Here is a 24,872-nt window from a genome sequence, read left to right as displayed (position 1 = left end):
AACCGAATGGAGGTGCAATGGGCCGAGCAATCCATATCTTCCGCACCCCCGATCGTTTCGTCGCCGGCACCGTCGGCGAGCCGGGCGACCGCGCGTTCTACCTGCAGGCCGTGCAGGACCCGCGGGTGATCAGCGTGCTGCTGGAGAAGCAGCAGGTGAAGGTGCTGGCCGATCGGATGGGTCTGCTGCTGGACGAGGTGCAACGACGCTTCGGCACCACGGTGCCGCCGCAGGCCGCCGATGTGGCCGACACCGCGCCGTTGATCACCCCTATCGATGCCGAATTCCGGGTCGGCACCATGGGTTTGGGCTGGGACGCCGACGCGGGCGCGGTGGTGGTGGAGCTGCTGGCGATCACCGAGACCGAGGTGGACGAATCGGTGGTGCTCGACGACACCGAGGAGGGCCCCGACGCGGTGCGGGTGTTCCTGACCCCGGTGCAGGCACGCGAGTTCGCGCTACGGTCGGCGCGCGTGATCGCCGCGGGGCGCCCGCCGTGCCCGCTGTGCGGGGAACCGCTGTCGTCCAAGGGGCACATGTGCGTGCGCACCAATGGCTACAAGCGCGGTGACATCTTCGGCTCCGATGAACTCGAGGAATGACGGCGTGAGCGACGACGGGCTGCGCACCGCCGAGCTGACGGTGATCGGGCAGGTCACCACCGCCAGCAATGTCACGCTCGTCTGCGAGGCCGACGGTGCGGGGCTGCGGGTGGTGTACAAGCCGGTACGCGGGGAGCGGCCGCTGTGGGATTTCCCCGACGGCACCCTGGCCGGGCGGGAGGTGGCCTCGTATCTGGTGTCAGAGGCGATCGGCTGGGGCGTGATCCCCGAAACCGTGTTACGGGAGGGGCCTTTCGGGCCGGGCATGGTGCAGCGCTGGATCGACACCGCCGAGGATGCCCCGGGCCCGGATCTGGTGGATCTGGTCCCGGTGGATGCGGTGCCCGAGGGGTATCGGGAGGTGTTGCGGGCGCTGGATCCGGGTGGGCATCCGGTGTCGCTGGTACACGCCGATGATCCGCGACTGCATCGGATGGCGGTGCTGGATGTGCTACTCAACAATGCCGACCGCAAGGGCGGGCACGCCCTCGAGGGGCTCGACGGGCGGGTCTACGGTGTTGATCACGGCATCTGCCTGCACAGTGAGCCGAAGTTGCGCACGGTGCTGTGGGGCTGGGCCGGTGAGCCGATCGGGGACGAATTGCTCACCGACATCACGGTTTTCGTCAAGGCACTGCCCGGTGAGCTGGGCGATCGGCTGGCGGAGTTCCTCACCGACACCGAGCTCGACGCGCTCGAGACGCGCGGGCGGGCACTGCTGGAGGAACCGGTGATGCCGATGCCGGTGAGTCAGCGCCCGATTCCCTGGCCCGCGTTCTGACCCGGCCGGCCGCGCGGTCGGCGGCGACGTTCGCATCGTCGTGATTGCAACTCTTGACACCCTCGCGCCCGCGACTAGGGTGCTGGTCGGCCACGGCGGGCGGGTGTCGCACAGCACACCGGTGCGGGGGCGGCGGGGATGGGGCGCGATCACAGCGATAACCTCGATTCATGCAGTCCTGGTCCGATATCGCTGTCCCGACCGTCCCCGGATCCGGACCGGCGTTGCGGTTGTTCGACACCGCCGACAAGCAGGTGCGCCCGGTGACCCCCGGCGCCACCGCGACGATGTACGTGTGCGGCATCACCCCCTATGACGCGACCCATCTCGGGCACGCGGCCACCTACCTGACCTTCGATCTGGTCAACCGGTTGTGGCGCGACGGCGGGCACGAGGTGCACTACGTGCAGAACACCACCGATGTCGACGATCCGCTGTTCGAGCGCGCGCAGCGCGACGGCATCGACTGGCGGGAGCTGGGCACCCGGGAGATCAACCTGTTCCGTGAGGACATGGCCGCGTTGCGGGTGGTCCCGCCGCGCGACTACATCGGCGCGATCGAGTCGGTGCAGGAGGTGGTGGAGCTGGTCGACAAGCTGCTCGCCTCGGGGGCGGCGTACGTGGTCGACGATCCGGAGTACGCCGACATCTACTTCCGTCACGACGCGACCGAGCAGTTCGGGTACGAGTCCGGCTACGACCGGGCGACGATGGAGCGACTGTTCGCCGAGCGCGGCGGGGATCCGCAGCGGCCGGGCAAGCGGGATCCGATCGACGCGCTGCTGTGGCGCGCGGAGCGGCCGGGTGAGCCGTCGTGGCCGGCGCCGTTCGGGGCGGGCCGTCCCGGCTGGCACATCGAGTGCGCGGCGATCGCACTCAACCGGATCGGCACCGAGTTCGATGTGCAGGGCGGCGGCAGCGATCTGATCTATCCGCACCATGAGTATTCGGCCGCGCACGCCGAGGCGCTGGTGAAGGGACGCCGCTTCGCCCGCCACTACGTGCACGCGGGCCTGATCGGGCTCGACGGCGAGAAGATGTCGAAGTCGCGCGGCAATCTGGTGTTCGTGTCGAAGCTGCGCCGCGCGGGCACCGACCCGGCCGCGATCCGGCTGGGGCTGTTCGCGGGCCACTATCGCGCCGACCGGGAGTGGTCGGATGCGGTGCTGGCCGAGGCGGTTTCGCGGCTGGAGCGGTGGCGGGCGGCGGTGGCGCTGGAGTCGGGTCCCGAGGCCGGTGACACCGTGGCGCGGGTGCGACGGCATCTGGCCGACGATCTGAACACGCCGAAGGCGATCGCGGCGATCGATGCGTGGGCGCAGCAGGCGCTGGCCTACGGCGGGCCCGATACCGCGGCGCCGGGTCTGATCAAGGACACCGTCGACGCGCTGCTGGGTGTCGCGCTCTGAGCCATACGAGAGCGTGAATCGAACGCGCGAGCCCGGATCCGGGCTCGCGCGTTCGTGTTTCGGCCGTTCGGCGACGGGGCCGCGGGGCCGGGCGGGCAGGTGGTTCGAGAGAAATGGGTCGACTGCTCGCCGCTGGACCGAGGATGCTGGCCTGCGGGTGTCGTTGTCTGTGAGGAGGATTGCCTGTGGTTGCCTCGGAGTCCGGTCGCGGCGAGTGGTCGCTGGCCGCGGCGCGTTTCGCGCGGCAGACCGATCGGCTGGTGGAGTGCGCGGCGTTCTATCGGGAGATCGTCGGGCTGACCGAACTTGCCGCGTTCGAGGATCATGCCGGTTACAGCGGGTTCGTGTTCGGGATGCCGGACGCGTCGGCGCAGCTGGAGCTGGTGCGCCGCGAGGGCGCGCCGCCGCCCGCGCCGCCCGGCCCCGAGCATGCGGTGGTGTTGTATCCGCGGTCGGGGTTCGCGCGGTTGCGGGCGCGGCTGGCCGATCACGGTGTGGCCGAGGTGGTTCCGGACAATCCGTATTGGGTGGCGGCGGGGGCGTTCGCGGTGTTGGATCCGGAGAGGTGGATGTTGATCGTGGTGCCGCCGGCGGCGGGGGCGGTGCGGATCGAGGAGTTCCTCGGTGATCGCGCCGAGATCGCATGGTCGTTCCGGATGGCCGAGGATTCCGAGCAGTTGCTGGCCGGGTATATCGGCCGGGGGCGGGTGTGGGTGGCGCGCAACGACTCCGGTGCGGTGGTCGGCCATATCCAGGCCGCGCCGGGGGCCGGGGAGTCGACCTGGGAGATCGTCAATACCGCTGTGGCGCAACCGGTGCGGGGTACCGGGGTGGGCAGGCGGTTGATCGATCGGGTGGTGGCGGCGGCCACCGACGCCGGGGTGCGCCGGCTGGAGGTGGCCACCGCCACCGCCGATCTGGGGAATCTGCGGTTCTATCAGCGGTGCGGTTTCCGGATGTCGCGGGTGGTGCCCGATGTGTTCACCGCCGCGGCCGGGTATTCGGAGGAGATCCTGGTGGACGGGATCCGGTTGCGGGATCAGGTGTGGTTCACCCGCCTGTGGTGAGGGTGCCGGGTCAGGCGGCGACGACCTTGGCGTAGTTGTCGCGCAGTGCGGGCCAGCCGTCCGGGGAGCCGACGGCGTCGCGCATGGATTCCCAGCCGGGGCCGTGGTTCTCGAAGCCGGAGTGCACCAGGGTGACGGCGGTGCGGCCGGGGTCGAGGGCGGTGAAGGTGACATCGACGCAGCTGGTGCGGGCCGGGTCGGATTCGGGTTTCCAGCTCAGGTCGATGTCCCAGGAGAACGCGAAGTGGGTGTCGGGTGACCACACCAGCACCCGGCCCCACGGACATTCGGTGCCGTCGGCCTCACGGCCGTAGAGGCGGCCGCCGACGTGGGGTTCGACGACGACTTCGGCCAGCGGGCCGGAGCCGATGTGGTGCTCGCGCGGCCACCAACTGTCCATGCCGGTGGTGAAGACGCGGTAGGCCTTGTCGAGGGGAGCTTCGACGGTGAGTTCGACGGTGACGGTGTCGGCGTGCTGGGTCATGACTGCTCCTGGGTGTTGTCCTGCTGGGCTTGGCGGTTCACTTCGTCGCGAAAGGCCGACAGCGCGGTCGACCAGAAGTGGGTGAAGTACGCGCGCAGCGCGTCGATGCCGCTGGGGTCGAGCCGGTAGACGCGCCGGGTGCCGACGGCTTCGTCGCGGACCAGTCCCGCCTGTTTGAGCACCTTGAGGTGCTGCGAGACGGCGGGCCGGGACACGGGAAGTTCTCGGGCGAGTTCGCCGACCGCGCACGGGCCTTGGCCGAGGCGTTCGAAGATGGCTCGCCGGGTCGGGTCACCGAGGGCGTCGAGAGCGGCGCTTTGGTAAGTACCCACGAACCGTAAGTCTACGCTTACACAAAGACGGCCGGAAGGGGTGGTGGCGAATCCGGTTGGCGGGGTGCGAAGTCGCCGTTGCCCTTCCCGCGGCCGGTGAGCGGCCGATACCGTGAGGGCCGGATGGTGTGGACCCTCGGTGAGGAGGTGGGCCGTGAGTGCGGTGCCGGGTTTCGAGCGTTTGCGTGCGACGGTCGGGCAGCGACTCGATCGGAGTGCGTCGGTGCTCAAACAGTTGCGCGCGGGTGGGCAGCTGGTCGACAGTGTGCGCCGCGATCCGCGCATCGTGCGGGAACTGATCGCCGGGTTGACCGGTCACGGCGGTGCCGGCGAGGCGGCGGTCCCGGTCGGGCACGCGGTGCCGGCGGGGCTGGCGGACTACCCGCGCGCCGCGCACGCCCATCACGATCTCGAGACCGGCCCGGCGGCGACGCTGGCGTATCTGGCGCAGCTGCAACGGCTTCCGGAGTGGGTGGTGTTCCATGCGGGCTGGCGTGGGGAGGCGCCGGGGGCGGCGGCGGTGGGCATGGAGTACACGCAGGTGGCCAAGTTCATGGGGATCCCGGCGGATGTGGTGTGGACGGTGACCGAGGTCGGCGACACCGGGCTGGCGATGCGCGGCCGCGGGCCGCAGGGGCTGGGTCTGGGGTTGTGGATCACGGTGGCGCCCAACGGGTCCGGGTCGAGCGTGTACCTCGACGCGGGTCTGTCGGGGCAGCCGGTCGACGGGCCGCTGGGCGCGACGGTGGCGCGGGCGCTCGGTGACGCGCTGCGTGATTCCCTGGCGGCGCTGCCCGCGGCCGTGGCGGCGGCCAGGTCGGGCTCGACGGGACGGACGGCGCACAAGGCGGTGCGGCACCGGGCTTCCGGGACGCTGCTGGCGCCGGGCACGCCGGTGCTGGTGGGCGTCGGGCAGGTGGTGCAGCGCACCCCCGACCCGTCCTACGGTGATCCCGCGCAGCTGGCGGTGCGGGCGTTGCGCGCGGCGGCCGCCGATGCCGGGGTGGGGGAAGCGCTGCTGGCACAGGCGAATGCGGTGTTCGCGGTGTCGCCGACGTCGTGGCAGTACCGGGATCTGGGTGCGCTGGTGGCGCGCGCGGTGGGCGCGGGCGCCGCGGAGACGGCGCAGTCGAGCCCGTTCGGGGGTGACGGCGGGCAGCTGGTGCTCAATGAGGCGGCTGCGGCGATCGCGGCCGGCGACTACGACCTGGTGCTGGTCACCGGTGCCGAGGCCGGGGCCACGCAGGCGGCGGCGCAGCGCGCCGGGATCGAATTGGATTGGCCGGTGCAGGATCCGGCGGTGGCGCCGACGCGCACGGTGGGGATCGACAAGGGGGCCAACAATGCGGCCGAGTCGGCGGCCGGGCTGCAGGCGCCGATCAATATGTACGCGCTGCTGGAGTCGGCCAATCGGGGCCGGCTGGGTCGCACGCTGGCCGAGCATGCGGCGGCGGTGGCCGAATTGTGGTCGCGGTTCTCGGCGGTGGCGGCGGCCAATCCGAATGCCTGGCAGCCGCAGGAGTTCCCGGCCCTCGAGATCGCGACGGTGACCGAGGCCAATCGCATGATCTCCGCGCCCTACACCAAACTCGAGTGCGCGAACCTGACGGTGGACATGGCCTCGGGCATCATCGTGGCCAGCGCGGCGGCCGCCGAGGCGGCGGGTATTCCGCAGGACAAGTGGGTGTTCCTGCACGCGGGCGCCTCGGGCACCGACGAGTGGTTCGTCAGTGAGCGCAGCGAATTGGCGGCGTCACCTGCGATCCGCACGCTGGGTGCGGCGGTGCTCGACCATGCGGGCATCACCGCCGACGCGCTGGCCCATGTCGATCTGTATGCCTGTTTCCCGGTGGCGGTGCAGATCGCGGCCCGTGAGCTGGGGCTGCCGGTGGAGGATCCGAAGCGGCCGCTGTCGGTGACGGGGGGCCTGACCTTCGGTGGCGGGCCGGGCAACAACTACGGCGGTCACGCGGTGGCGACACTGGTGCAGCGGTTGCGCGCCGAACCGGAATCCTTCGGTCTGGCAACGTCTCTGGGCTGGTATCTGACCAAGCACGCCCTCGGGGTGTACTCGGCTACCCCGCCGCGACAGGGCTACCGGCATCTGACCCCGGTCATCGAGCATCCCCCGGCGCGCCCGGCCCGCACCGGCTACACCGGCGAGGCTGTGGTGGAGGCCTACACGCTGCCCTATGGCCGCGACGGCCGTCCCGAGGCCGCGATCGTGAGCGTGCTGACCCCGAAGGGTGAGCGAGTCCTGGTGCGCTCCACCGATTCCGCCCTGCTCTCCGCCCTCACCGCGGACGACTGGCTGGGCCTGCCGGTGACCGTGGACGGCGACGCGATCACCCCGGTGCCCGCGCGGGTCACCGAATCCGAGTCCAGCACAGGGGAATCCGATGGCGGCCCGGTGACCTCCGAGTCCGGCGCGGCCGAATCCGACGCCAGTGGTCACGGGTTGAGCACGGCGGGTCTGCCCCGGGTCGCGTTGCCGCCCCCGCCGCCCGCACCGGTGCTCATCGAACGCCGCGGCCACATCATGATCATCACCATCAACCGGCCCCGGGCGCGCAATGCGATCAACCTGGCCACTGCGCTGGGCCTGGAACGCGCGATCGACGCCTACGAGGGCGATTCGCATGCACGCATCGCGATTCTCACCGGTGCGGGTGGATATTTCAGTGCCGGTATGGATCTCAAGGCGGCCGCCCGCGGCGAGGTGCCGGTCACCGAGAAGCGCGGCATCCTCGGCATCGTCTCCCAGCCGCCGCGCAAGCCTCTCATCGCGGCCGTGGAGGGTCCCGCGCTGGCCGGGGGCTGCGAATTGGCGCTGGCAGCAGATCTCATTGTCGCGGCGAGCGATTCGACGTTCGGCATCCCGGAGGTCAAACGCGGCCTGGTCGCCGTCGGGGGTGGCGTGCTCCGCCTGTCGCAGCGCCTACCCCGCGCGATCGCCATGGAGCTGGCGCTGACCGGTGACCCGATCACCGCGGCCCGGGCCGCCGAGATCGGGTTGATCAACGAGGTCGCCGAGCCGGGTAAGGCTCTCGAGGCGGCGCTGGCGCTGGCCGAGCGGATCGTGGTGAATGCTCCGCTGAGTATCGATGCGAGCAAGCAGATCATCGAGCAGGCCCCGGACTGGCCGGTGGCCGAGGCGTTCGGCAAGCAGGGTCAGGTCGCCGCGGCCGCCCTGTCGTCGCAGGACGCCGGGGAGGGTATGCGCGCTTTCGTGGAGAAGCGTCCCCCCGCCTGGCAGGGCCGCTGACCGCGGCGGTGGCGGGTTCGGCGGGTGACCGCCGGTGAACCCGCCACCGGGTCGAGGATTCGCGTGGTGGTGGCCGAATGTGTTCAGGTGTCATGGAATTCGACAATCGACACTAGTGAGAAGGTGTGTGCATGCCGATCGATCATCCTGTTGCGCGCACGCTGACGTTGCGCCGTGATGGCCTGGAACTGTCCGCTCGTCAGGTCGGTCCGGCCGACGCGCCGCTGGTGATCCTGCTGCACGGGTTTCCGGATACGCCGCATACGTGGGACGGGTTGATCCCGCTGCTGGTCGAGGCCGGGTATCAGGTGCTGGCACCGTGGTTGCGCGGGTATACGCCGGGGTCGGCGTCGCGGGCGGCGCGCTATGACCTGATGGCGGTGAGTGCGGATGTGGCGGCCTGGCATGCGGAGCTGGGTGGGCCGCGCGCGCACCTGGTGGGGCACGACTGGGGTGCGTTCGTGGCGACGATTCTGGCGAAGCAGGAGCCGCAGCGGTGGGAGTCGTTGACGTTGCTGGCGATTCCGCCGTTCGGGGGCGGGGTGGCGGCGGGGATGTGGCGGTATCTGCCGCGGCAGTTGGTGTTGTCGTCGTACATCCCGGTGATGCAGTCGGGGTGGTCGCCGCGGCTACTGACGCGCCGGGGTGCGGGGTTCGTGCGAGCGCTGTGGCGGCGATGGTCGCCGGGATGGGATTTCAGCGAGGACGAATTCGCGCCTGTGGCGGCCGTTTTCACCGATCCGGTGATGGCGTGGGCGGCGACACGGTATTACCGGTCGCTGTTCACGGTGCAGCGCAGGGCGACTCGCGAGTTCAGCGACATCCTGATGGCCGAGGCCGCGCCATTGCCGACGCTGGCGCTGGCCGGGCTGCGCGATGGCTGTATGTCGCCGGATCTGCAGCGCGTGCTGGCGGAGCATGCACGTGTGCAGCACGCGCAGCTACCCGGCTGCGGGCATTTCCTGCAGGCCGAACGTCCGGAGGCCGTGGCGGAACTGCTGTTACCGCATCTGCATGCGGCGAACGGGAACGCCGGCTGAGGAAGCCCCGCTACCGGGTGCGGCCGGCGGTGTCGACGGTCGGCCGCACCCGGTGAGCAGGGTCAGGCGTTGTTCAGGGCGGCGACGGCGTCGGCGAACATGGTGGCCTTGATGGCACCGAGGGTGGCCGGGTCCTTGACCCCGAGCGGGGTGAGCATCCCGAGTGCGGTGTCGGTGAGGGTGTCGAGGTCTGTGGTGGCGTCGACGAGGTCGTGGGCGAGGGCGTCGGGGCCGCCGAAGCGGCGTCCGGTGGTCATGGACGCGACCGCTGTCCTGGGGGTGAGTTTGGCTTGGATGAGCGCGGCCATGCCGCGGGTGAACGGGATGCGGATGTCGGCTTCGGGGAAGCAGAAGTAGCCGCGGTCGGCCCGCATGACCCGGAAGTCGTGGGCGAGGGCGAGCATGGCGCCGGCGCCGAAGGCGTGCCCGGGCAGGGCGGCGGCGGTGGGCAGCTCGAAGGTGAGCATGCGGGCCAGTAGCGACTGCACCTGCGCCACATACCATTCGGCGCGTTCGCCGTTGGCCGAGAGCCAGTCCAGGTCCAGGCCGTTGGAGTAGAACTTGCCGGAGGCGGTGGTGACCAGGGCGTGCGCGCCGTCGGCGACGGCGGTGTCGAGGTGCGCACCGATCTGGTCGAGGAACTCGGGTGAGAAGCGGTTCTCGTCGCCGCCGAGATCCAGGACGGCGATCTTGTCGTGGTAGGTGAGTGTGGGCATGGGGGTGTCCTTCCTCAGGAGGTTCTCGGTCGTGCGGGTGCGGGCCCGAGGTCGAGGACCGCGCGGACGGCGGCCCGGAGCTGATCGCGGGCAAGGGGATTGGCGAGGCGGTCGCGGTCGAGCAGGATCGCTGTCGGCAGGTCGACCAGGCACAGGGTGAGGGTGTCCACGGCGGCGGCGTCGGCGCGGTCCCAGAGTCGGCGGGCGAGGGTTTTCATCAGGTCGACGAGGGCGGCCTGGGTGGCGGCGAGTTCGGCGTGGACGGGTTCGGGCAGGTCGTCGCCGAGCAGGTCGTCTCGGCGGACGGTGAAGAACAGCCGGGTCGACATCGGGTGGCGGGCGGCGAATTCCGCGGGCGCCTCGGCGGCAGCGATGACGGCTTCCACACCGTCCCCGGCCTCGCCGACCATGGCGGCCTGGAGTGCGAGAAACCGGTGGGCGGCCCGAATCCAGGTGCGCCCCAGCAGTTCCGCCCGTGACCCGAAAGTGTGGTACAGCGCTCCGTTGGAGACGCCGGTGACGGCGGCGACCGCGCGGATGGTGACCGCGGTGGGCCCGGACCGCACGGCCAGGGCCTCGGCGGCGTCGAGCACGAGGTCGGGGTCGTGGGTGCGGGGGCGGGGCATGCACCGACCATAACAGAGCAAGTGCTCTGTTATGAAGGGGTCTGTTCCCTGCCCGCCCGTCCGGCGGGGACGCCGAGCCCGATCACACACACGACCCGCGGGGTGTCCGGGTCGCGCCGCGCTCGCGGGCGTTTGGTGCCGATATCCCGGTTATACGCATGCCCCGGTCCGAATCCCCTTCCGCGCAGACGGGATTCGGACCGGTCACGAATCAAGCCCGGCGCGAACACGATCCGGCCGCCTCCGCGACGGGGTGCGGAGACGGCCGGATCGGCTACCTCAGCGGATCAGGGTGTGGTGGCGGGTTCGTGAACGCCGTCGGTGAGGGTGGGCGTGTACATGCGGTCGATGTCGGTGGCGTATTTGCGGGCGATCGGTGTGCGGCGCAGTTTCATGGTGAGGGTGATCTCGTCGCCGCCGGGTTCCCAGAAGGTGGGCAGGATGGTGAAGCGTTTGATCTGTTCGACGCGCGAGAGATTGGCGTTGCCGGCCGCGACGCCGCGCGCGATCTCGGCGATGACGCCCGGGTCGGCGGCCAGGGCGGCCGCCGAGGCGTCGGGCAGCCGGTGCTGGGCGGCGTAGGGTGCGGCGGATTCGGCGTCGAGGACGATGAGAGCGGTGTTGTAGGCGCGGTTGTCGCCGATGGCGGCCAGGGCGCCGATGAGCGGGGTGGCGGCTTTGACGGTGTTCTCGATGTTGGCCGGGGACATGTTCTTTCCGGCGGAGTTGATGATGAGTTCCTTCTTGCGGTCGACCACGCGCAGGTAGCCGTCGGCGTCGCAGGTGATGATGTCGCCGGTGGCCAGCCACCCGTCCGGGTCGAGGGCGTCGGCGGTCTTCTGGGGTTCGTGCCGGTATTCGCGCATGACCAGGGGCCCGCGGACCAGGAACTCGCCGTCGTCGGCGATCTTGGATTCCAGTCCGGGCAGCAGCCGCCCGACGGTGCCGAGGCGGGCTTCGGCGGGCGGGGAGACGCTGACGATGCAGGTCAATTCGGACATGCCCCACACTTCGGAGATGGGGATGCCCAGGCCGAAGAAGAATCCGAGGGTTTCCGGCGGGATCGGCGCGGCCCCCGACAGCGCCCATTTGAGTTGGTCCAGGCCGAGTTTGGCGCGCAACGGCCCCAGTACCGCAGCGTCGGCTCTGTCCCATTCAGCGGCCAGGGTCGCGTCGATCGGCTGCCCGGCCAGCTGGGCGTCGGCTTTGCGGGCGGCGACCTCGAGCCCCCAGGTGAGCGCGGCGCGGCGGGTGGGGTCGGTTTCGGCGGTGACCGAATATTCCACGGCCGCTTTGAGCTTCTCCCACACGCGCGGGACCGCGCCCCAGATGGTGGGGTGCACGTCGGCCAGGGCGGCGGGCAGCTGGGTGCGGTCGGGGACGACGGTGATCTGGGTGCCGAAGTATTCGTGCAGGTACAGGTTGGTGACCCGGTCGGCCATGTGCGCGGTCGGCAGGAACGAGGTGATGCGGTCGCCGAACTCGACGGACATGACCGAGGCGTAGGCGCGGCATTCGAAGGCGAGGTTGGCGTGGGAGATCTCCACGCCCTTGGGGTTGCCGGTGGTGCCGGAGGTGTAGCAGAGGGTGACGATGTCGTCGGGCCGGATCGCCTGCCAGCTGGCGTCGAAGTCGAAATCGTTGCGCCCCAACTGTTTGAGCTGCGCGACGGTCAGCGTTCCGGGGGCGGGCGCGTCGACGCACACGATGGTCTGCATGGGCACCCCGCAGGCGCGGATGCGGTCGACGTATTGGGCCTCGCACAGCACGACCCGGTTGCCGGCGTTGCCGAACACGTAGTGCAGCTGTTCGGCCGAGAGCGTGTTGTACACCGAGAACGAGGTGGCGCCGGTGTGCTGGGCGCCGACCTCGAGGGGGTAGAACTCGACGCGGTTGGCCATCATGAACGCCACGGTGTCCCCGCGCCCCACCCCCAGCGCGGCCAGGCCCGCGGCAACCTCGCGCACCTGCGTGGCGTAGTCGGCCCAGGTCAGGGTGTGGGTGCCGCCGATATCGCGGACCGCGACCGCACCGGGGTCGATCGCGGCGGTCGCCTGGAATGCGGCGGGGGACGTATTCGGTTCGCTCATCACAATTCTCGATCCACTCACCATCGAAGCCTTCTCAGACGGTAAGGCGCGGAGTGGGTGTCGCGGGCCCGAATGCGGCAGCTCAGGAGTCCCGGGCGGGCCGCAGCGCGGCCACGATCTCGCTGACCTGCGCGACCACGCCCGCCAATCCGGTGGTGTCGCCGCCGATCTGCACCGATTTCAGCTCGGCGGGAGCGGGCAGGCCCGTGACGATGGCGGGCAGGGTCTCGATCAGCTGCGCGTGCACGGTGGTGTCGGTGCGCGCGTTGGCGTTGTCGATGCCGACGCGTTCGCGGTCGAGGTCGAGCAGCGCCGCCTCGTGCGCGGCGCGCGTCTTGGCCTGTGCCAGCGCCAGTTCCGCCTCGAGCTGCAGGCGGCGCAGCTCCTGCTGCAGGCGGGCGTTCTCGAGTTGTTCGGCGTGCTTGTCACGTTCCAGGCGCAGCGCGTGCAGGGCGGTCTGCTGGGCCAGGTCGGCGACCTCGCGGTCGACGTCGTGCTCGCGGGCGGTGCGGCGCAGTCGTTCGGTGGATTCGCGGTCGAAGCGGGCGGCGTCGTTGCGGGCGCGCAGTTCGGCCAGTTCGCGTTCGTTCTCGATACGGCGTTCCTCCCCGGCGCGGCCGGCGGCGGCCTCGCGGGTCGAAACCGCTTCCTGGGCATCGAGTTCGGCCAGGCGCGCGACCCGGTTCTGTTCGCTGCGGTAGGGCTTCTGCAGGTTCTCCCACAGCGTGTTGGAGGAGACGACCGCCTCCTTGATCTGCACGGTCACGATGGACAGGCCGAGCCCGTGGCCACCGCGCGCCCCGGCCTCGCCCGCGCCTTCGGCGACGGTGCGCAGGCGGGCGGTGAGTTCCTCGATGATGGGCTGCTTGTCGGAGAGCACATCGCGCACCGCCATGGTGGACACCTTGTCCTTGATCGCGGCCTCGGCCTGCTCACGCAGCTGCACATTGACCAGCCGCATCGGGTCCTGTGGGTCGGAGAAGTCGAGTTTGCGGTAGGCGGTGGCGAAATCGTCGATGATCCACTGCACGTAGCCCTGCACGAGGACGCCCTGCAGTTCGCGGCAGATGCAGTAGGCGTTGATGAGGATCGTCTGGATCGCGCCCGGCACCACCAGATACGAGTCGGTGGCCGGGTTGAACCGGAACGACACCCCGAGCCCGATGTGCCGCGGCTCGGCCGTGCCGCGGCGGGTGTGGACCACGAACGCGTTGGGTGGCACGAGCACGGTCTGCCAGCGCCAGAATCCGGTGACCCGCACCTCCACCGGGCCCTGCGGGGTGTGCTCGCGGGTGGGGCCGACCCGTCCCGCGCGTTTGGCCAGCGCACCCGCCGGGCTCGGCGCACCCAACGGGCTCGGCGCGCTCGCCGCCGGCGGGGCGCTCCGCCGCATCCGCCGCATGGAGGCAGGTTGCAGATCTCCTCCAGCTCGGCCTGCTGTGCCACGACCTGATCCAGATAGCTGTTGCTCTTCGCCGCCATGGCGGGCACGCTACCGCCGAAAGACCGTTCCGCCCAGCGAAATTCGCTCCGGCGGGCGGCGTACGGGCAGGTTCATGCGTTTCATGCGGGTGGCCGAGGGCAAGGTGGTCGAACGCCGGCCGCTGCTCGACTCGCCGGCCCCGATGCTCGATGTCGGTCTCGCCGAGATGTGAGGCGGCACCGGCTCATTCAGCGGCGGGGCGGGTCCCCAGGATGCCGTAGAGCAGCAGATCCTCGAGGGAGGCGGCGAATCCGTCGAGATCGTCGATGTCGCGGATGCACATGGCGAACAGGGCGGCTCCGGCGATGGTGTCGAGCACCGTGTTCGGATCCAGGCCCGGGCGTTCGGCGTCGCCGGGCAGGTAGTCGGCGAGCTCGTCGCGCGTGGGGGTGTCCAGGCGGGCGGACAGCTTCTCGTACAGGCCCGAGTCCTGGCGCATCTCGGCCATGAGTCCGGGCATGGCGGCGCGGGTTTCGGCCGATCCGAACAGCTGGATGGTGCCACCGATGACCTTGCGGATCTCGGCGAGCAGATCGGGTGCGACGACCGCGGATCCGACGTCGGGGAACACGGCCTGGGCGATGAGGTGGGCCTTGGAGGGCCAGCGCCGGTAGATGGCGGGGCGGCTGACGCCGGCTCGAGCGGCGATGGCGTCGATGGAGGTGGCGCCGTAGCCCTGTTCGACGACGAGGGCGCGGGTGGCGTCGAGGACAGCGGCGTCCACCGCGGGGTCGCGGTGCGGGCCCAGCCGGTGGCGTGTGGTCACGGAAATCCGTCCTTGTCGCTGCGGGCAGGAGTCGATACAGTCTGTCACATCAAAGTCGTTACATTCTGTAACCGCTGAGGACTCGAGGAGGAGTCGTGTCAGCTGCCCCGCAGGTCACCCCCGCCGACACCTATCAGCCGGTGCCGCTGCTGGCCGGCAAGGTCATCGTGGTCTCCGGTGTCGGACCGGGCCTGGGCCATTCGCTCACCATCGAAGCCGCCCGCATGGGCGCGGATCTGGTGCTGGCCGGACGCACCGAGAAACGCCTGCACGAATACGCCGACGAGGTCCGCGCCCTGGGCCGCGCCGCCGTGGTCGCCAGGACCGATATCACCGACGAGTCCCAGCGCGCCGCGCTCGTCGAGACCACACTGGCCGAACTGGGCCGGGTCGACTGCCTGATCAACAATGCCTTCGCCATCCCGCCCATGTACCCGATCACCCAGATCGAGGTGGAGGCGCTGCGCCACGCCAACGAGACGAACGTGTTCGCGCCGCTGCGACTGTCGGCGCTGTTCGCCGACGCGCTGGAGCGCTCGCGCGGGTCGGTCATCATGCTCAACTCGTGCGTGTCCTACAGCTCGCAACCGGAGTACTCGGGTTACAAACTGTCCAAAGGCGCACTCGCGCACCTGGCTTCGTCGCTGGCCACCGAGCTCGGGCCGCGCGGCATCCGCGTCAATTCCGTCGCACCGTCGTATGTGTACGAGGACATCAACAAGGCCTACTTCGATTGGCTGGCGAGCCAGGCCGGGGTCACCCACGACGACATCTACCGGCAGAAGGCCGCACCCACCGATCTGGGCCGCCTCGCCGGACCCGAGGAGGTCGCGCGCGCGGCCCTGTTCCTGGCCAGTGATCTCGCCACCGCCGTCACCGGCCAGATGCTCACCGTCGACTGCGGCGAGTTCCACCGATGAGTACAGGAGCAACCGTGAACAAGCGCATCGTGCTGTGGGGGACCGGCGTGGTCGGGTCCATGGTGCTGGCCGAGATCCTGCGCCACCCGCTGTTCGACCTGGTCGGGGTCGGCGTGAGCAATCCAGACAAGGTCGGCAAGGACGCCGGGGACCTGTGCGGGGCCGCGAAAACCGGTGTGCTCGCCACCGATTCGGTCGAGGAGCTGATCGCGCTGCGCCCGGACGCGGTCGTACACTACGGGCCGACGGCGGCGTTCGCCGATGAGAACATGCGCGTCATCGGGTCGTTCCTGCGCGCGGGCATCGACGTGTGCTCGACCGCCATGACCCCGTGGGTGTGGCCGCACATGGACAAGCTGCCCGCGTTCTGGCGCGACCCCATCACCGAGGCGTGTGCGGCCGGCGGGGCGTCGTGTTTCACCACCGGCATCGACCCGGGCTTCGCGAACGACCTGTTCCCCATGACCCTGATGGGCCTGTGCGGTGAGGTCGAATCCGTGCGCGCCTCCGAGCTGCTCGACTACACCGACTACGAGGGCGATTACGAATTCGAGATGGGTATCGGCCACCCGCCCGAATTCACTGCCCTGCTCGAGCACCCCGACATGCTTGTGATGGCTTGGGGCGCAACGGTTCCCATGATCGCCACCGCCGCCGGGATCGAGCTCGACGCCATCACCACCACCTGGGACAAGTGGGTGACGCCCGAGGACCGGCCCTCGGCCAAGGGCATCATCAAGGCCGGTACGGTCGCCGCGATCCGCTTCACCATCAACGGCGTGTATCGCGGCCGTGAGGTCATCACTCTCGAACACGTCAACCGCATCGGCCTCGACGCCGCACCGGACTGGCCCGCGGGTACCAAGGACGACGTCTACCGGGTCGACATCCTCGGCAGCCCGTCGATCTCGCAGGAGACCTCGTTCCGCTTCACCGACGGTTCCGGCCGCACCCCCGCCGTGGCCGGGTGTCTGGCGACCGGCATGCGCGCCCTCAACGCCGTGCCCGCGGTCAACGCCCTGCCGCCGGGCTGGGTCACGCCACTGGATCTGCCGCTGATCCCGGGCGCGGGCACCATCCGCTGACAGGACGGCGCGTGGGAGCCCCCTCCGGCACCTGCCCGGAGGGGGCTCCGCTCATGTCCGGGTCGCGCTGGAGCGTTACCCGGGCGGCGCGCCGGTGGATCGCCGCACAGGGCGGGCGCGCGGGGGTCGGCAGCGGTGGGCCGGTCCTCGCGTCCCGAGCTGGTGCGCCGTCGGCTCGACAACCACCGATCCTCCTCGGCGGCAACAGCTTCCACCTGTCGGCAGCCACCCGGCGTCCATCACGGCACGCGTGAGAGCCGGCGAGGCAGACCACGTCGCGGGCCGGGCCCGACAGGTCCGCCCGGTTCCCGGCGCGCGCGGCGGGTGGGCCGGGCGTGTTCGCCGGTTCGGTAGGTTGCTGATGACAGGGTGTGTGACCGAGGACGGTGGAATGGGTACGGCGGGAACCAAGGGTGTGCCGCGCGCCGAGCGGGAGAACCAGATCCTGGAGATCGCCGCCGAACGTATCGCCGCGGTCGGGTATGCCGGGTTGAATCCCGGTGAGGTCGCCGCCCAGGCCGGAGTGTCGAAACCGTTGGTGTACACCTACTTCGGCACGAAGGACCGGTTGTACGCCGCATGTGTCGAGCGGGCCGCCGCGGCGATCGGTGACGCGATCGACAGCGTCATCGCCGGTCCGGCCGAGCTGGAGATGGCGGCGAACACCCTCGCTGCGATCTTCGGTGTCCTCGAGGATCGCCCGTACTACTGGAATGTGCTCTTCGATCGCAGTCATCCCGCCGACGGTCCGGCCGCGGACGCCGCCCGGGCGGCGCGCCGGCGGATCGCCGCGCAGGCCGCGCACGGCGCGGACGCGGTCATGCGGGCGCGCGGGGTCGGCGATCCGCAGGATCTGTCGGTGTTCACCGATATCTGGATGGGTTCGGTCACCGCGCTGGTGTCGTGGTGGATCCGCCATCCCGAACAATCCGCCGCGGCGATGATCGCGCGCAGCCGCCGCCTGATCACAGCACTGTCGTGACCGCCGTATCCGGGAAGGGCTGACATGGCACGCACCGCGGGCAGCAAGAATGTGCCGCGCGCCGAACGCGAGGAGCAGATCCTCGACGCCGCCGCCGCACAGATCGCGCGGGTCGGCTACGCGGGCCTGTCGATGGCGGCCGTCGCCAAGCAGGCGGGGGTGTCGAAGACGTTGGTGCACACGTGTTTCGACACCAGGGACGGACTCTATGCCGCCTGTGTGGACCGGGCCGCCCGGGCGGTCACCGAGGCGATCGAGCCGGTGCTGTCGGGGACCGCGGATCCGACCATGGCCGAGCAGACGCTGCTGGCGATCTTCGGCGCGCTCGAGCACCGCCCGCACGACTGGAATGTGCTGCTGGATCGCAGTCATCCGGCCGACGGTCCGGCCGCGGAGGCCGCGAACGCCGCGCGGGCGCGGATCGAGGGGCAGGCCGCGCGTGGCATGTCGGCGTTCATGGCGGCGCGTGAGATCACCGATCCGGTGGATCTCGCGGCGTTCACCGAGGTGTGGATCGGTGCGGTGACCGCGCTGATCCACTGGTGGCAGCGGCATCCGCAGGTGCCCGGGGCGGAGATGGCGGCCCGGACCCGCCGGCTCATCGCCGCGTTCGCATGACCCGAATCCGGTGGCCGCACAGCGGTGTCCGCGATGTCGCCTCTTGCCGCCACCATTATTGACCATGTAGTAATTTACCCAGCAGTCATTAATGGCGAGTGGAGGACACGACCATGGCAACCAGATCGTGGTGGGGATGGGGCACCGTCGAGGACGCCGTCACCGGCGCCGAACGCACCGCACTCACCCAGCGGATAGCGGCCCTGCTCCCCGAAGCCGACCTCACCATCCACCAGCCACCCGCGCTCACCGCACTCCCGATCTCGCAATCCCGCACCCGCGCCCCGCACTCGCTGGCCGGGCTCGCCTCCTACGACACCGCCGACCGCGTCCTGCACGGCCACGGTCAGGCCTTCCGCGACATCGTGCGCAACCTGCTCGGCCGCATCGGCGATGTCCCCGACCTGGTCGTGCGCCCGCGCACCGACCAGGACGTCGTCGACGTCCTCGACTGGTGCGCCACCGCGGGACTCGCCGTCATCCCCTTCGGCGGCGGCACCTCGGTCGTCGGAGGCGTCGAACCCCGCGACTGCCACGACTATCCCGGCAGCGTCGCACTCGACCTCACCGCGCTCGACCAGGTCCTCGAGATCGACCGCACCAGCCGCGCCGCCCGCATCCAGGCCGGAATCCTCGGGCCCGCACTGGAATCCGCGCTGCGACCCCACGACCTGACCCTGCGGCACTTCCCGCAATCGTTCGAGTTCTCCACCCTCGGCGGCTGGCTCGCCACCCGCGCCGGCGGACACTACGCCACCCTCTACACCCACATCGACGACCTGCTCGAATCGATGCGCGTCGTCACCCCCGTCGGGGTCAGCGAATCGCGGCGGCTACCCGCCTCCGGCGCCGGACCCGCTCCCGACCGCCTGTTCCTCGGCTCGGAGGGCACCCTCGGCGTCATCACCGAAGCGTGGATGCGGCTGCAGGATCGGCCCCGCTGGCGCGCGAAAGCCTCGGTCCTGTTCGACGACTACCGCGCCGCCGGCGACGCGACTCGCACCCTGGCGCAATCCGGGCTGAACCCGGCCAACTGCCGGCTGCTCGACCCCGCCGAAGCGTTCCTCAACGCCGGAGTCCTCGCCGCCGGGGGAGCCCTGGTCCTCGGATTCGAATCCGCCGACCACCCCGTCGACGATGCCCTGCGCCGTGCCGTCGAGATCTGCGCCGGGTTCGGCGGCCGCACCCGCGACGTGGCACCTGCCACGGCATCCGATGCCGACCCTTCCGACACCTGGCGCTCGTCGTTCCTGCGCATGCCCTACCAGCGTGATGCCCTCGCCGCTCAGTCGATGATCACCGAAACCTTCGAAACCGCCTGCACCTGGGACCGATTCGACCAGCTGCGCGCCGCCATCGAGACCGCGGCCGCCGACGCGTTCCGGGCCACCGGCGTCACCGGTGTGCTGACCTGCCGGTTCACCCACGTCTATCCCGACGGGCCCGCACCCTACTTCGGCGTCTACGCCGCCGGCCGGTGGGGAAGCACCGTCGAACAATGGGACGAGATCAAAACCGCTGTCTCCGAAGCCATTTCCGCCAACTCCGGCACCATCACCCACCATCACGCCGTCGGCCGCGACCACCGGCCCTGGTACGACCGGGAACGACCCGGCCCGTTCGCCACCGCCCTGCGCGCCACCAAGCACGCCCTCGACCCCGCATGGATCCTCAACCCGGGCGTCCTCATCGACCGCGAGGAGCTGTCGTGAACAGCTACCTGCGCGAGCGGTTCGGCGCCCGCTGCGGCTGGATCTGGCCTACACCATCCACGCCACGCCCATCCGATACCGCTGCGCACCGGAATCGCCTGCCGGCCGGGGCATCCCGTGCGGGTGGCGGACCGGTCAGCGCAGGGAGTAGACGTAGCGGCTGGTCGGGATGACGTCGAGGTCGCGGTCGGCGCCGAAGCGCGCGATGCTGTCGAGCATGCGGGTGCAGCGGCGCTCGAGTTCGGCGTCGTCACCGCCACTTCCCCAGTAGGCGTGTGGATCCGACATCGCGGCCATCGGGAACAGTTCCTCGACAACGGCGTCGACCCGCCCGTCGGGGGTGATCGAGCCCAGCACCGGATTCTGGATGTAGCCCAGACTGGCCTGGTTGTCCAGCGCGACCTGGGTGTGGTCGCCGATCCAGTTCTCCAGCCACTGCGCGCGGGTCATCCCCGACGGAATCCTCATCACCGCAATGCGCGCCAATGCGTCGGCGCGGACACCGCTCTCGGTGCGCGGCGGGCGCAACGGAGTGAGCTCGTCGACGACGAATCCGTCGAGCCGATCGGCCAGGGGCCGCAGCAGAGCGGTGATCTGATCTGGATCCTCGACCCCACGCAGCGTCACCACGGCGTCGACGGGCGTGTCATAGGTGCACATCCACAGCTCGGCCGCGGCGACATACTCGTCACGGATATTCACCTGCAGTTCGCTGACACCGCAGTAGGACAGGGCCTGCCGCAGTTCGCCATCATGCAGGCTTGTCTTCAATTCGGCCCCCCACAGCAAATACGTCAGTTTCATAGCCCTGCCACCCGGAATGTGATGCTGATCATCGAACCAACCCGGACAGTAACCCAGTCCTCGGGCCCGCGACCGGCCCGTGTCCCACTGAGCGGAACTCTTAGCAACACGAACCAACCGGCCGGAGGGATTCCTGGTCGGCCGACCATCAACACAGGGGAGTGGCGATCGGCTCATGTGATCACCCCACCCATATCGCCGACACCACACGACAACATGGCCGCCGTTGGGCACTGGCTCGACCGACTGCCCCTCACGCGACCTCCGGTGCGCCGGATGGCCACATCGGCTCAGTTCGCCCTGGCGGCAACAGTTTCCACCATCCAGCCAGTCCACTCTATTGCGTCACTGTGACGTATTAAAGTCCGAGACCCGCGGGCTGGGGGACCGGCGGCAGCCGGAGGGACGAGAGGCGACCGGCGCACAGCCGGGCCATGATCGGCGACCTCGGCCCGATTCGGCAATTCCACCAAAAGCCAAATACGCCAAAGGATTTCATTTCGTCCGATCAGCATATTCGGCACCCGAGCGGACCGAACAACAGCACCGAGCGAGCGCCGGTGGTCCACCAACTAAACTGAGCATCCGAGAACTTATGCGCCACCATCGGAACCATTGGTCTCATCGCTAGCACGGCCCTTCAGGTGTTGCCCGTCCGCAATAGAAGGAGGAGTCATGAGCAGGGAACCGAACCACAACGATCAGCCGGACTTCGAAGCGCTGTACCGGGAGGCGTCATCGGAACAGGGTGCTCCCGCGTTGATCCCCTGGGACATCGGCGGACCACAGCCGGTGGTGCAGCAGTTGGTGGCCTACGGCGCTGTGCGGGGCGAGGTGCTCGACCCCGGAACCGGCCCGGGACATCACGCGATCTACTACGCATCCAAGGGCTACTCGACCACCGGTATCGACGCGTCGCCGTCGGCGATCGAGCGGGCCAAGCGCAACGCCGAGCGCGCCGGGGTGACGGTGGACTTCGAGGTGGCCGACGCCACCAAACTCGAGGGCTTGGAGGATCGGTTCGACACCGTCATCGACAGCGCGTTCTACCACGTGTTCCTCGACGACGAAGAAATCCAGACCCGGTACCTGCAGGCCCTGCACCGGGCCACTCGACCGGGGGCGCGACTGTTCATGTTCGAATTCGGCCGCCACAACGTCAACGGCCTGCAGCTCGAAGGTTTGCCGGCCGAGAATTTCGACCGCGTGCTGCCCGCGGCCGGGTGGCGCCTCGACCACCTGGGAACCACCACCTACCAGGGCAACTTCAGCCCAGAGACGTTCACCTATATGACCAAGGAGATGAGCGACGACTCTGGATGGGCCGATCGGATGAAGCCGATGCTGGAACAACTCCAGATCATTGGGCCGTTGCTGAAAAACAACCGGGTGCACCTGCCCGTGTGGGCCGTGACCGCCACGCGCCTCGACTAGCCCTGCCGAGCCGCCACACCTTCGACTGGTTCAGGTCGACGCTGATCATTCCCCTGACGCTGCTCGAGACGCCTCCGGCGCAGTGGAGATGATGCCGATCACCGTTGTGACGATCTGGCCTTCGGGATCGCTGAGGCGCGGCAGCGATGCCCTGTCCACCAACAGAGATCCGAGAGCGAGATCTACCAGTTCGGCACCGACCTGTTGGGCAGATCTGCGCCCTTCCGGCTCGAACCACGTCCACGCCCATTGCGCGGCACCGAAAATGAGCAGGCTCCGGATGCTGGTATCGACGGGCCGGAAGTCGCCGGATGCGATACCCGCGTCCAGGACGCCGAGCAGGATTCCGAGGTATTGCCTCCGCAGCTTGCGCCCTTCGGAATCCTCATCCTCCTGCGCGAGTCGCGCCACCTCGCGCTGGAATGCGACGGTCCCATTTCGGTCGTGCACCTGATACAGCATGGCCGCGTGCAACAGCCCGGCCAGCCGCTCGGGCGGTGTGGCGAAGGTCGACACGATTCGCTCCGCCTCATCGATACGGCGCCGCATGTAGGAAACATGCAGAGCTTCCAACAACCGCGCCTTCGTGCCGTAATGGTGCACGATCAACCCCTGCGAGATGCCCAGCTCGCTTGCGACGCCACTGAAACTCGTTCCGTCATAGCCCTTCTCGGCGACATGGCGCGTGAAAATATCGAGAATCGCGCCCGACTTGCCCGGTCCCGCCGCACGTCTATTCACTGATCCCGCCCCTCCTCGTCCAATCTTCCGGACACCCTCGCATCGACCGCCTGCTCGATCAGTCGTTGACTGAGTGCGCAGTCACTATTAGCATTATGCCCCGAGTCGCAGCGGCGCGTTCTCTACATCAACCATTCATCGCGAAAAGTTGACCTACCGCCCATGTATCAACACGCCCATCCCGCCGAGGCCGTCATTGAGCGACGAGCCTCAGAACATATCGCATGACCGGCTTCTCTGGCAGCGCCACGTGTGGTCGCCCATGAATGCGGGTGTAGTGGCGTACGGGGATCAGGCGACGGACGCGGCATCTCTGCTGTCGCCGGATCAGCTATTGGCCGCGATCGCCGGGCGGCTCGCCGAGCCGTTCCCGCTCATCACGTGGGCCAGAGAACTCGGTGATCTGCACGCTGCGCTGATTTCGGCGGTTGTGAATCCGCGGCGGAATGCACCGGAGATCACCGAGGCGGCGCTGTGCGCGGATATCGCGAAGGTCATCGACAAGATCAACTCTTGGGCCGCGTCCACTATGCGCCACAGCCGGTGCGCCCGTCGTCACACCCACACCTTCGGCGAGGTGATCAGCCATGTGGCGAAGACCTACGCCGAGGCATGGTGGACGGTGCTGCACAGCGACTGCGAGGAGCTTCGGCACTCCGCGTGGGTCCATCTCGGCGAAGTTCGTGACGGCTACGCGCACCTCATCGGTGATATCCGGGCAGGCCGCGTCCAACTCCCGCTGGGCTGGCGAGGCATCCGGCACACCGAACCCGCGGAGTAAGGCCCATCCCGGGGCTTGCCGAGAGGCGAGGGCGGGATACATCGAGTCACCTGCCATCTCGCGACACCGAAGACCTGATCCGGCCGCGAGTTCGCCCTGATGGCAACACATTCCACCATCCCGGGCAGTCCAGATCAATACATCACTGTGACGAATTGGCGAGCCGTAGGCGGGTCGGGGAGCGGTCGATGGAACCAGCATACCCAGCCATAGATTTCGGCTCGATCCGGAAGTTTTCCATCAAAGGGCAAATGCGCCAAGATATTTCGTTTTCACCGATTCTGCACCCCGGCACGGAATGAACGGCAACCCCGGTGAAGTCGCCGTCCGCAGCCGCGCCGAACCGGAGCGTATCAACCTGGGAGGTGGGCGGCCCCACCACCCATGTCCGTGATGTCGCCGGCGTCGAACCCGAAGACTTCCTGACCATGGCTCGCAGCTACGCGACCCGCCCGGAAACCCGGCGTACCGCAGGGAATCTCGTCCGCCAGATCTGGAACTTCACTTTGACCGGCCTCGTGCCGATGCACGACCTGGACCGCTTTGATGGACACCAGCAGCACCCGCAGCCCGCGCACCCCAGGCTTTCGGGCCAATCCGGAATCTGGCGCAGCGAACACACCCCATCAACCGAGACCAGTCCGGCTTGGACCAGCTCTACCCCCGGGGGGTTCGGTGCGTGTTCCAGGGCCGGGCGGGGGCGGAGGTGGTGATCGGTTCCGGCGAGGTTCTATCGGCGCTACAGTCAGATTGCTGTGATTTTGCTGCCGATCCACGCGGAGGTGAGGTCGTGGCCAATTCGGTCATGGGGGACTTGGTCAGTCAGCTGCGGCTCGGGTTTCATCGGCTTCAGGACTGGGCTTACCCGGATGAGATCGATAGCGCCCTCTTCAGGGCTTATATGAAGACGCCGCACGATGTCGGCGGTGAACCGGATGCCCCGGCCACGTTCGAGGAGAAGGAGGAAGAGCAGTGGGAACTCAACACATTTGTGACGTGTGAGGTTCTCGGCTGGCGGGGGATTTGGACGTCCGAAGAACCCTATCTGTCACTCTCGTCCGAGACATGGTGATCAAGTAGTTCTCTGACGATGTGGGCGAGATCGGAAGTTGTCGAGCGTGACGTTGAGCGTTG

General features: G+C 69.1%; 23 protein-coding genes. 14 read left to right on the top strand and 9 right to left on the bottom strand.

The window, feature by feature from the left end:
• Nucleotides 1-17: 17 nt before the first annotated feature.
• The 4 genes from ACIRRA_RS39235 (at nt 18) to ACIRRA_RS39220 (ending at nt 3,859) form a co-directional block, all read left to right on the top strand.
• The gene (locus ACIRRA_RS39235; RefSeq protein WP_402779315.1) at nt 18-602 is read left to right on the top strand and encodes a DUF3090 domain-containing protein; all 585 of its coding nucleotides are present in this window, start codon (nt 18-20) and stop codon (nt 600-602) included.
• Nucleotides 586-1,383 (top strand): SCO1664 family protein, encoded by a 798-nt coding sequence (locus ACIRRA_RS39230; RefSeq protein ID WP_402779313.1) that lies wholly within the window; start codon nt 586-588, stop codon nt 1,381-1,383. Before ACIRRA_RS39235 ends, ACIRRA_RS39230 begins: the two co-directional genes overlap by 17 nt.
• Nucleotides 1,384-1,553: 170 nt before the next feature.
• Nucleotides 1,554-2,792, top strand: coding sequence for a cysteine--1-D-myo-inosityl 2-amino-2-deoxy-alpha-D-glucopyranoside ligase (mshC, locus tag ACIRRA_RS39225; RefSeq protein ID WP_402779310.1), 1,239 nt, complete (start codon nt 1,554-1,556; stop codon nt 2,790-2,792).
• 185 nt (nt 2,793-2,977) lie between these two features.
• On the top strand, nt 2,978-3,859 hold the full coding sequence (locus ACIRRA_RS39220) for a GNAT family N-acetyltransferase (protein ID WP_402779308.1): 882 nt from the start codon (nt 2,978-2,980) through the stop codon (nt 3,857-3,859).
• Between the two features lie 10 nt (nt 3,860-3,869).
• Here ACIRRA_RS39220 and ACIRRA_RS39215 read toward each other — a convergent pair whose 3' ends face one another.
• On the bottom strand, nt 3,870-4,343 hold the full coding sequence (locus ACIRRA_RS39215) for an SRPBCC family protein (RefSeq protein ID WP_402779306.1): 474 nt from the start codon (nt 4,341-4,343) through the stop codon (nt 3,870-3,872).
• Nucleotides 4,340-4,675 (bottom strand): ArsR/SmtB family transcription factor, encoded by a 336-nt coding sequence (locus ACIRRA_RS39210; protein WP_402779304.1) that lies wholly within the window; start codon nt 4,673-4,675, stop codon nt 4,340-4,342. Before ACIRRA_RS39210 ends, ACIRRA_RS39215 begins: the two co-directional genes overlap by 4 nt.
• A gap of 154 nt (nt 4,676-4,829) precedes the next feature.
• Here ACIRRA_RS39210 and ACIRRA_RS39205 point away from each other — a divergent pair, with 154 nt between their 5' ends.
• The gene (locus ACIRRA_RS39205) at nt 4,830-7,940 is read left to right on the top strand and encodes a crotonase/enoyl-CoA hydratase family protein (RefSeq protein ID WP_402779302.1); all 3,111 of its coding nucleotides are present in this window, start codon (nt 4,830-4,832) and stop codon (nt 7,938-7,940) included.
• 131 nt (nt 7,941-8,071) lie between these two features.
• Nucleotides 8,072-8,980 (top strand): alpha/beta fold hydrolase, encoded by a 909-nt coding sequence (locus ACIRRA_RS39200; RefSeq protein ID WP_402779300.1) that lies wholly within the window; start codon nt 8,072-8,074, stop codon nt 8,978-8,980.
• Between the two features lie 62 nt (nt 8,981-9,042).
• Here the strand turns inward: ACIRRA_RS39200 and ACIRRA_RS39195 are convergent, their stop codons facing one another.
• The 5 genes from ACIRRA_RS39195 to ACIRRA_RS39175 form a co-directional block, all read right to left on the bottom strand.
• Nucleotides 9,043-9,696 (bottom strand): enoyl-CoA hydratase-related protein, encoded by a 654-nt coding sequence (locus ACIRRA_RS39195; RefSeq protein ID WP_402779298.1) that lies wholly within the window; start codon nt 9,694-9,696, stop codon nt 9,043-9,045.
• Nucleotides 9,697-9,710: 14 nt separating this feature from the next.
• On the bottom strand, nt 9,711-10,322 hold the full coding sequence (locus tag ACIRRA_RS39190; RefSeq protein ID WP_402779296.1) for a TetR/AcrR family transcriptional regulator: 612 nt from the start codon (nt 10,320-10,322) through the stop codon (nt 9,711-9,713).
• A 287-nt stretch (nt 10,323-10,609) separates the two neighbouring features.
• The gene (fadD11, locus tag ACIRRA_RS39185) at nt 10,610-12,418 is read right to left on the bottom strand and encodes a fatty acid--CoA ligase FadD11 (protein WP_402779427.1); all 1,809 of its coding nucleotides are present in this window, start codon (nt 12,416-12,418) and stop codon (nt 10,610-10,612) included.
• A gap of 76 nt (nt 12,419-12,494) precedes the next feature.
• Nucleotides 12,495-13,814 carry an SPFH domain-containing protein gene (locus ACIRRA_RS39180; protein WP_402779294.1) on the bottom strand — a complete coding sequence of 440 codons (1,320 nt, stop codon included), beginning with the start codon at nt 13,812-13,814 and terminating at the stop codon, nt 12,495-12,497.
• Nucleotides 13,815-14,079: 265 nt separating this feature from the next.
• A complete protein-coding gene (locus tag ACIRRA_RS39175) occupies nt 14,080-14,661 on the bottom strand; it encodes a TetR/AcrR family transcriptional regulator (protein WP_357005620.1) in 582 nt (193 codons plus the stop codon).
• A gap of 95 nt (nt 14,662-14,756) precedes the next feature.
• Between ACIRRA_RS39175 and ACIRRA_RS39170 the strand changes: the two genes are divergently transcribed.
• The 5 genes from ACIRRA_RS39170 to ACIRRA_RS39150 all read left to right on the top strand — a co-directional run bounded on the left by ACIRRA_RS39170 (nt 14,757) and on the right by ACIRRA_RS39150 (nt 19,978).
• Nucleotides 14,757-15,581 carry an SDR family oxidoreductase gene (locus ACIRRA_RS39170; RefSeq protein ID WP_402779291.1) on the top strand — a complete coding sequence of 275 codons (825 nt, stop codon included), beginning with the start codon at nt 14,757-14,759 and terminating at the stop codon, nt 15,579-15,581.
• Nucleotides 15,578-16,666, top strand: a complete 1,089-nt coding sequence (locus ACIRRA_RS39165; RefSeq protein ID WP_402779289.1) for a dihydrodipicolinate reductase — start codon at nt 15,578-15,580, stop codon at nt 16,664-16,666. The genes ACIRRA_RS39170 and ACIRRA_RS39165 overlap by 4 nt, the downstream gene beginning before the upstream one ends.
• A 391-nt stretch (nt 16,667-17,057) precedes the next feature.
• Entirely contained in the window at nt 17,058-17,648 is a 591-nt protein-coding gene (locus tag ACIRRA_RS39160) for a TetR/AcrR family transcriptional regulator (protein WP_402779287.1), read from the top strand.
• Between the two features lie 24 nt (nt 17,649-17,672).
• Nucleotides 17,673-18,266, top strand: a complete 594-nt coding sequence (locus ACIRRA_RS39155) for a TetR/AcrR family transcriptional regulator (RefSeq protein WP_402779285.1) — start codon at nt 17,673-17,675, stop codon at nt 18,264-18,266.
• A gap of 113 nt (nt 18,267-18,379) precedes the next feature.
• A complete protein-coding gene (locus ACIRRA_RS39150) occupies nt 18,380-19,978 on the top strand; it encodes an FAD-binding oxidoreductase (protein WP_402779283.1) in 1,599 nt (532 codons plus the stop codon).
• Between the two features lie 135 nt (nt 19,979-20,113).
• On the opposite strand, the gene ACIRRA_RS39145 is transcribed toward ACIRRA_RS39150, so the two are convergent.
• Entirely contained in the window at nt 20,114-20,782 is a 669-nt protein-coding gene (locus tag ACIRRA_RS39145; RefSeq protein WP_402779281.1) for a hypothetical protein, read from the bottom strand.
• Between the two features lie 675 nt (nt 20,783-21,457).
• Between ACIRRA_RS39145 and ACIRRA_RS39140 the strand changes: the two genes are divergently transcribed.
• Complete coding sequence (locus ACIRRA_RS39140) at nt 21,458-22,216, top strand: class I SAM-dependent methyltransferase (RefSeq protein ID WP_402779279.1); 759 nt, start codon at nt 21,458-21,460, stop codon at nt 22,214-22,216.
• 45 nt (nt 22,217-22,261) lie between these two features.
• Here ACIRRA_RS39140 and ACIRRA_RS39135 read toward each other — a convergent pair whose 3' ends face one another.
• Complete coding sequence (locus tag ACIRRA_RS39135; protein ID WP_402779276.1) at nt 22,262-22,957, bottom strand: TetR/AcrR family transcriptional regulator; 696 nt, start codon at nt 22,955-22,957, stop codon at nt 22,262-22,264.
• A gap of 262 nt (nt 22,958-23,219) precedes the next feature.
• Here ACIRRA_RS39135 and ACIRRA_RS39130 point away from each other — a divergent pair, with 262 nt between their 5' ends.
• Together ACIRRA_RS39130 and ACIRRA_RS39125 are read left to right on the top strand one after the other, a co-directional pair.
• Complete coding sequence (locus tag ACIRRA_RS39130; RefSeq protein WP_402779273.1) at nt 23,220-23,738, top strand: hypothetical protein; 519 nt, start codon at nt 23,220-23,222, stop codon at nt 23,736-23,738.
• Between the two features lie 790 nt (nt 23,739-24,528).
• Nucleotides 24,529-24,810, top strand: a complete 282-nt coding sequence (locus ACIRRA_RS39125; protein WP_402779270.1) for a hypothetical protein — start codon at nt 24,529-24,531, stop codon at nt 24,808-24,810.
• Nucleotides 24,811-24,872 lie beyond the last annotated feature (62 nt).

Source organism: Nocardia sp. NPDC101769 (assembly GCF_044766925.1).
Lineage (GTDB): Bacteria > Actinomycetota > Actinomycetes > Mycobacteriales > Mycobacteriaceae > Nocardia.
The sequence above is the reverse complement of the archived record's forward strand: the minus strand, read 5'-3'. Positions and strand labels throughout refer to the sequence as shown.

What these genes read in the sequence shown, in the direction of transcription:
- ACIRRA_RS39190 (WP_402779296.1), bottom strand. Translation starts at nt 10,322, where the DNA reads ATGCCCCGCCCCCGCACCCACGACCCCGACCTCGTGCTCGACGCCGCC.
- ACIRRA_RS39140 (WP_402779279.1), top strand. Translation starts at nt 21,458, where the DNA reads ATGAGCAGGGAACCGAACCACAACGATCAGCCGGACTTCGAAGCGCTG.
- ACIRRA_RS39130 (WP_402779273.1), top strand. Translation starts at nt 23,220, where the DNA reads ATGAATGCGGGTGTAGTGGCGTACGGGGATCAGGCGACGGACGCGGCA.
- ACIRRA_RS39200 (WP_402779300.1), top strand. Translation starts at nt 8,072, where the DNA reads ATGCCGATCGATCATCCTGTTGCGCGCACGCTGACGTTGCGCCGTGAT.
- ACIRRA_RS39195 (WP_402779298.1), bottom strand. Translation starts at nt 9,696, where the DNA reads ATGCCCACACTCACCTACCACGACAAGATCGCCGTCCTGGATCTCGGC.
- mshC (WP_402779310.1), top strand. Translation starts at nt 1,554, where the DNA reads ATGCAGTCCTGGTCCGATATCGCTGTCCCGACCGTCCCCGGATCCGGA.
- ACIRRA_RS39230 (WP_402779313.1), top strand. Translation starts at nt 586, where the DNA reads ATGAACTCGAGGAATGACGGCGTGAGCGACGACGGGCTGCGCACCGCC.
- ACIRRA_RS39165 (WP_402779289.1), top strand. Translation starts at nt 15,578, where the DNA reads ATGAGTACAGGAGCAACCGTGAACAAGCGCATCGTGCTGTGGGGGACC.
- ACIRRA_RS39215 (WP_402779306.1), bottom strand. Translation starts at nt 4,343, where the DNA reads ATGACCCAGCACGCCGACACCGTCACCGTCGAACTCACCGTCGAAGCT.
- ACIRRA_RS39235 (WP_402779315.1), top strand. Translation starts at nt 18, where the DNA reads ATGGGCCGAGCAATCCATATCTTCCGCACCCCCGATCGTTTCGTCGCC.
- ACIRRA_RS39145 (WP_402779281.1), bottom strand. Translation starts at nt 20,782, where the DNA reads ATGAAACTGACGTATTTGCTGTGGGGGGCCGAATTGAAGACAAGCCTG.
- ACIRRA_RS39160 (WP_402779287.1), top strand. Translation starts at nt 17,058, where the DNA reads ATGGGTACGGCGGGAACCAAGGGTGTGCCGCGCGCCGAGCGGGAGAAC.
- ACIRRA_RS39180 (WP_402779294.1), bottom strand. Translation starts at nt 13,814, where the DNA reads ATGCGGCGGATGCGGCGGAGCGCCCCGCCGGCGGCGAGCGCGCCGAGC.
- ACIRRA_RS39155 (WP_402779285.1), top strand. Translation starts at nt 17,673, where the DNA reads ATGGCACGCACCGCGGGCAGCAAGAATGTGCCGCGCGCCGAACGCGAG.
- ACIRRA_RS39150 (WP_402779283.1), top strand. Translation starts at nt 18,380, where the DNA reads ATGGCAACCAGATCGTGGTGGGGATGGGGCACCGTCGAGGACGCCGTC.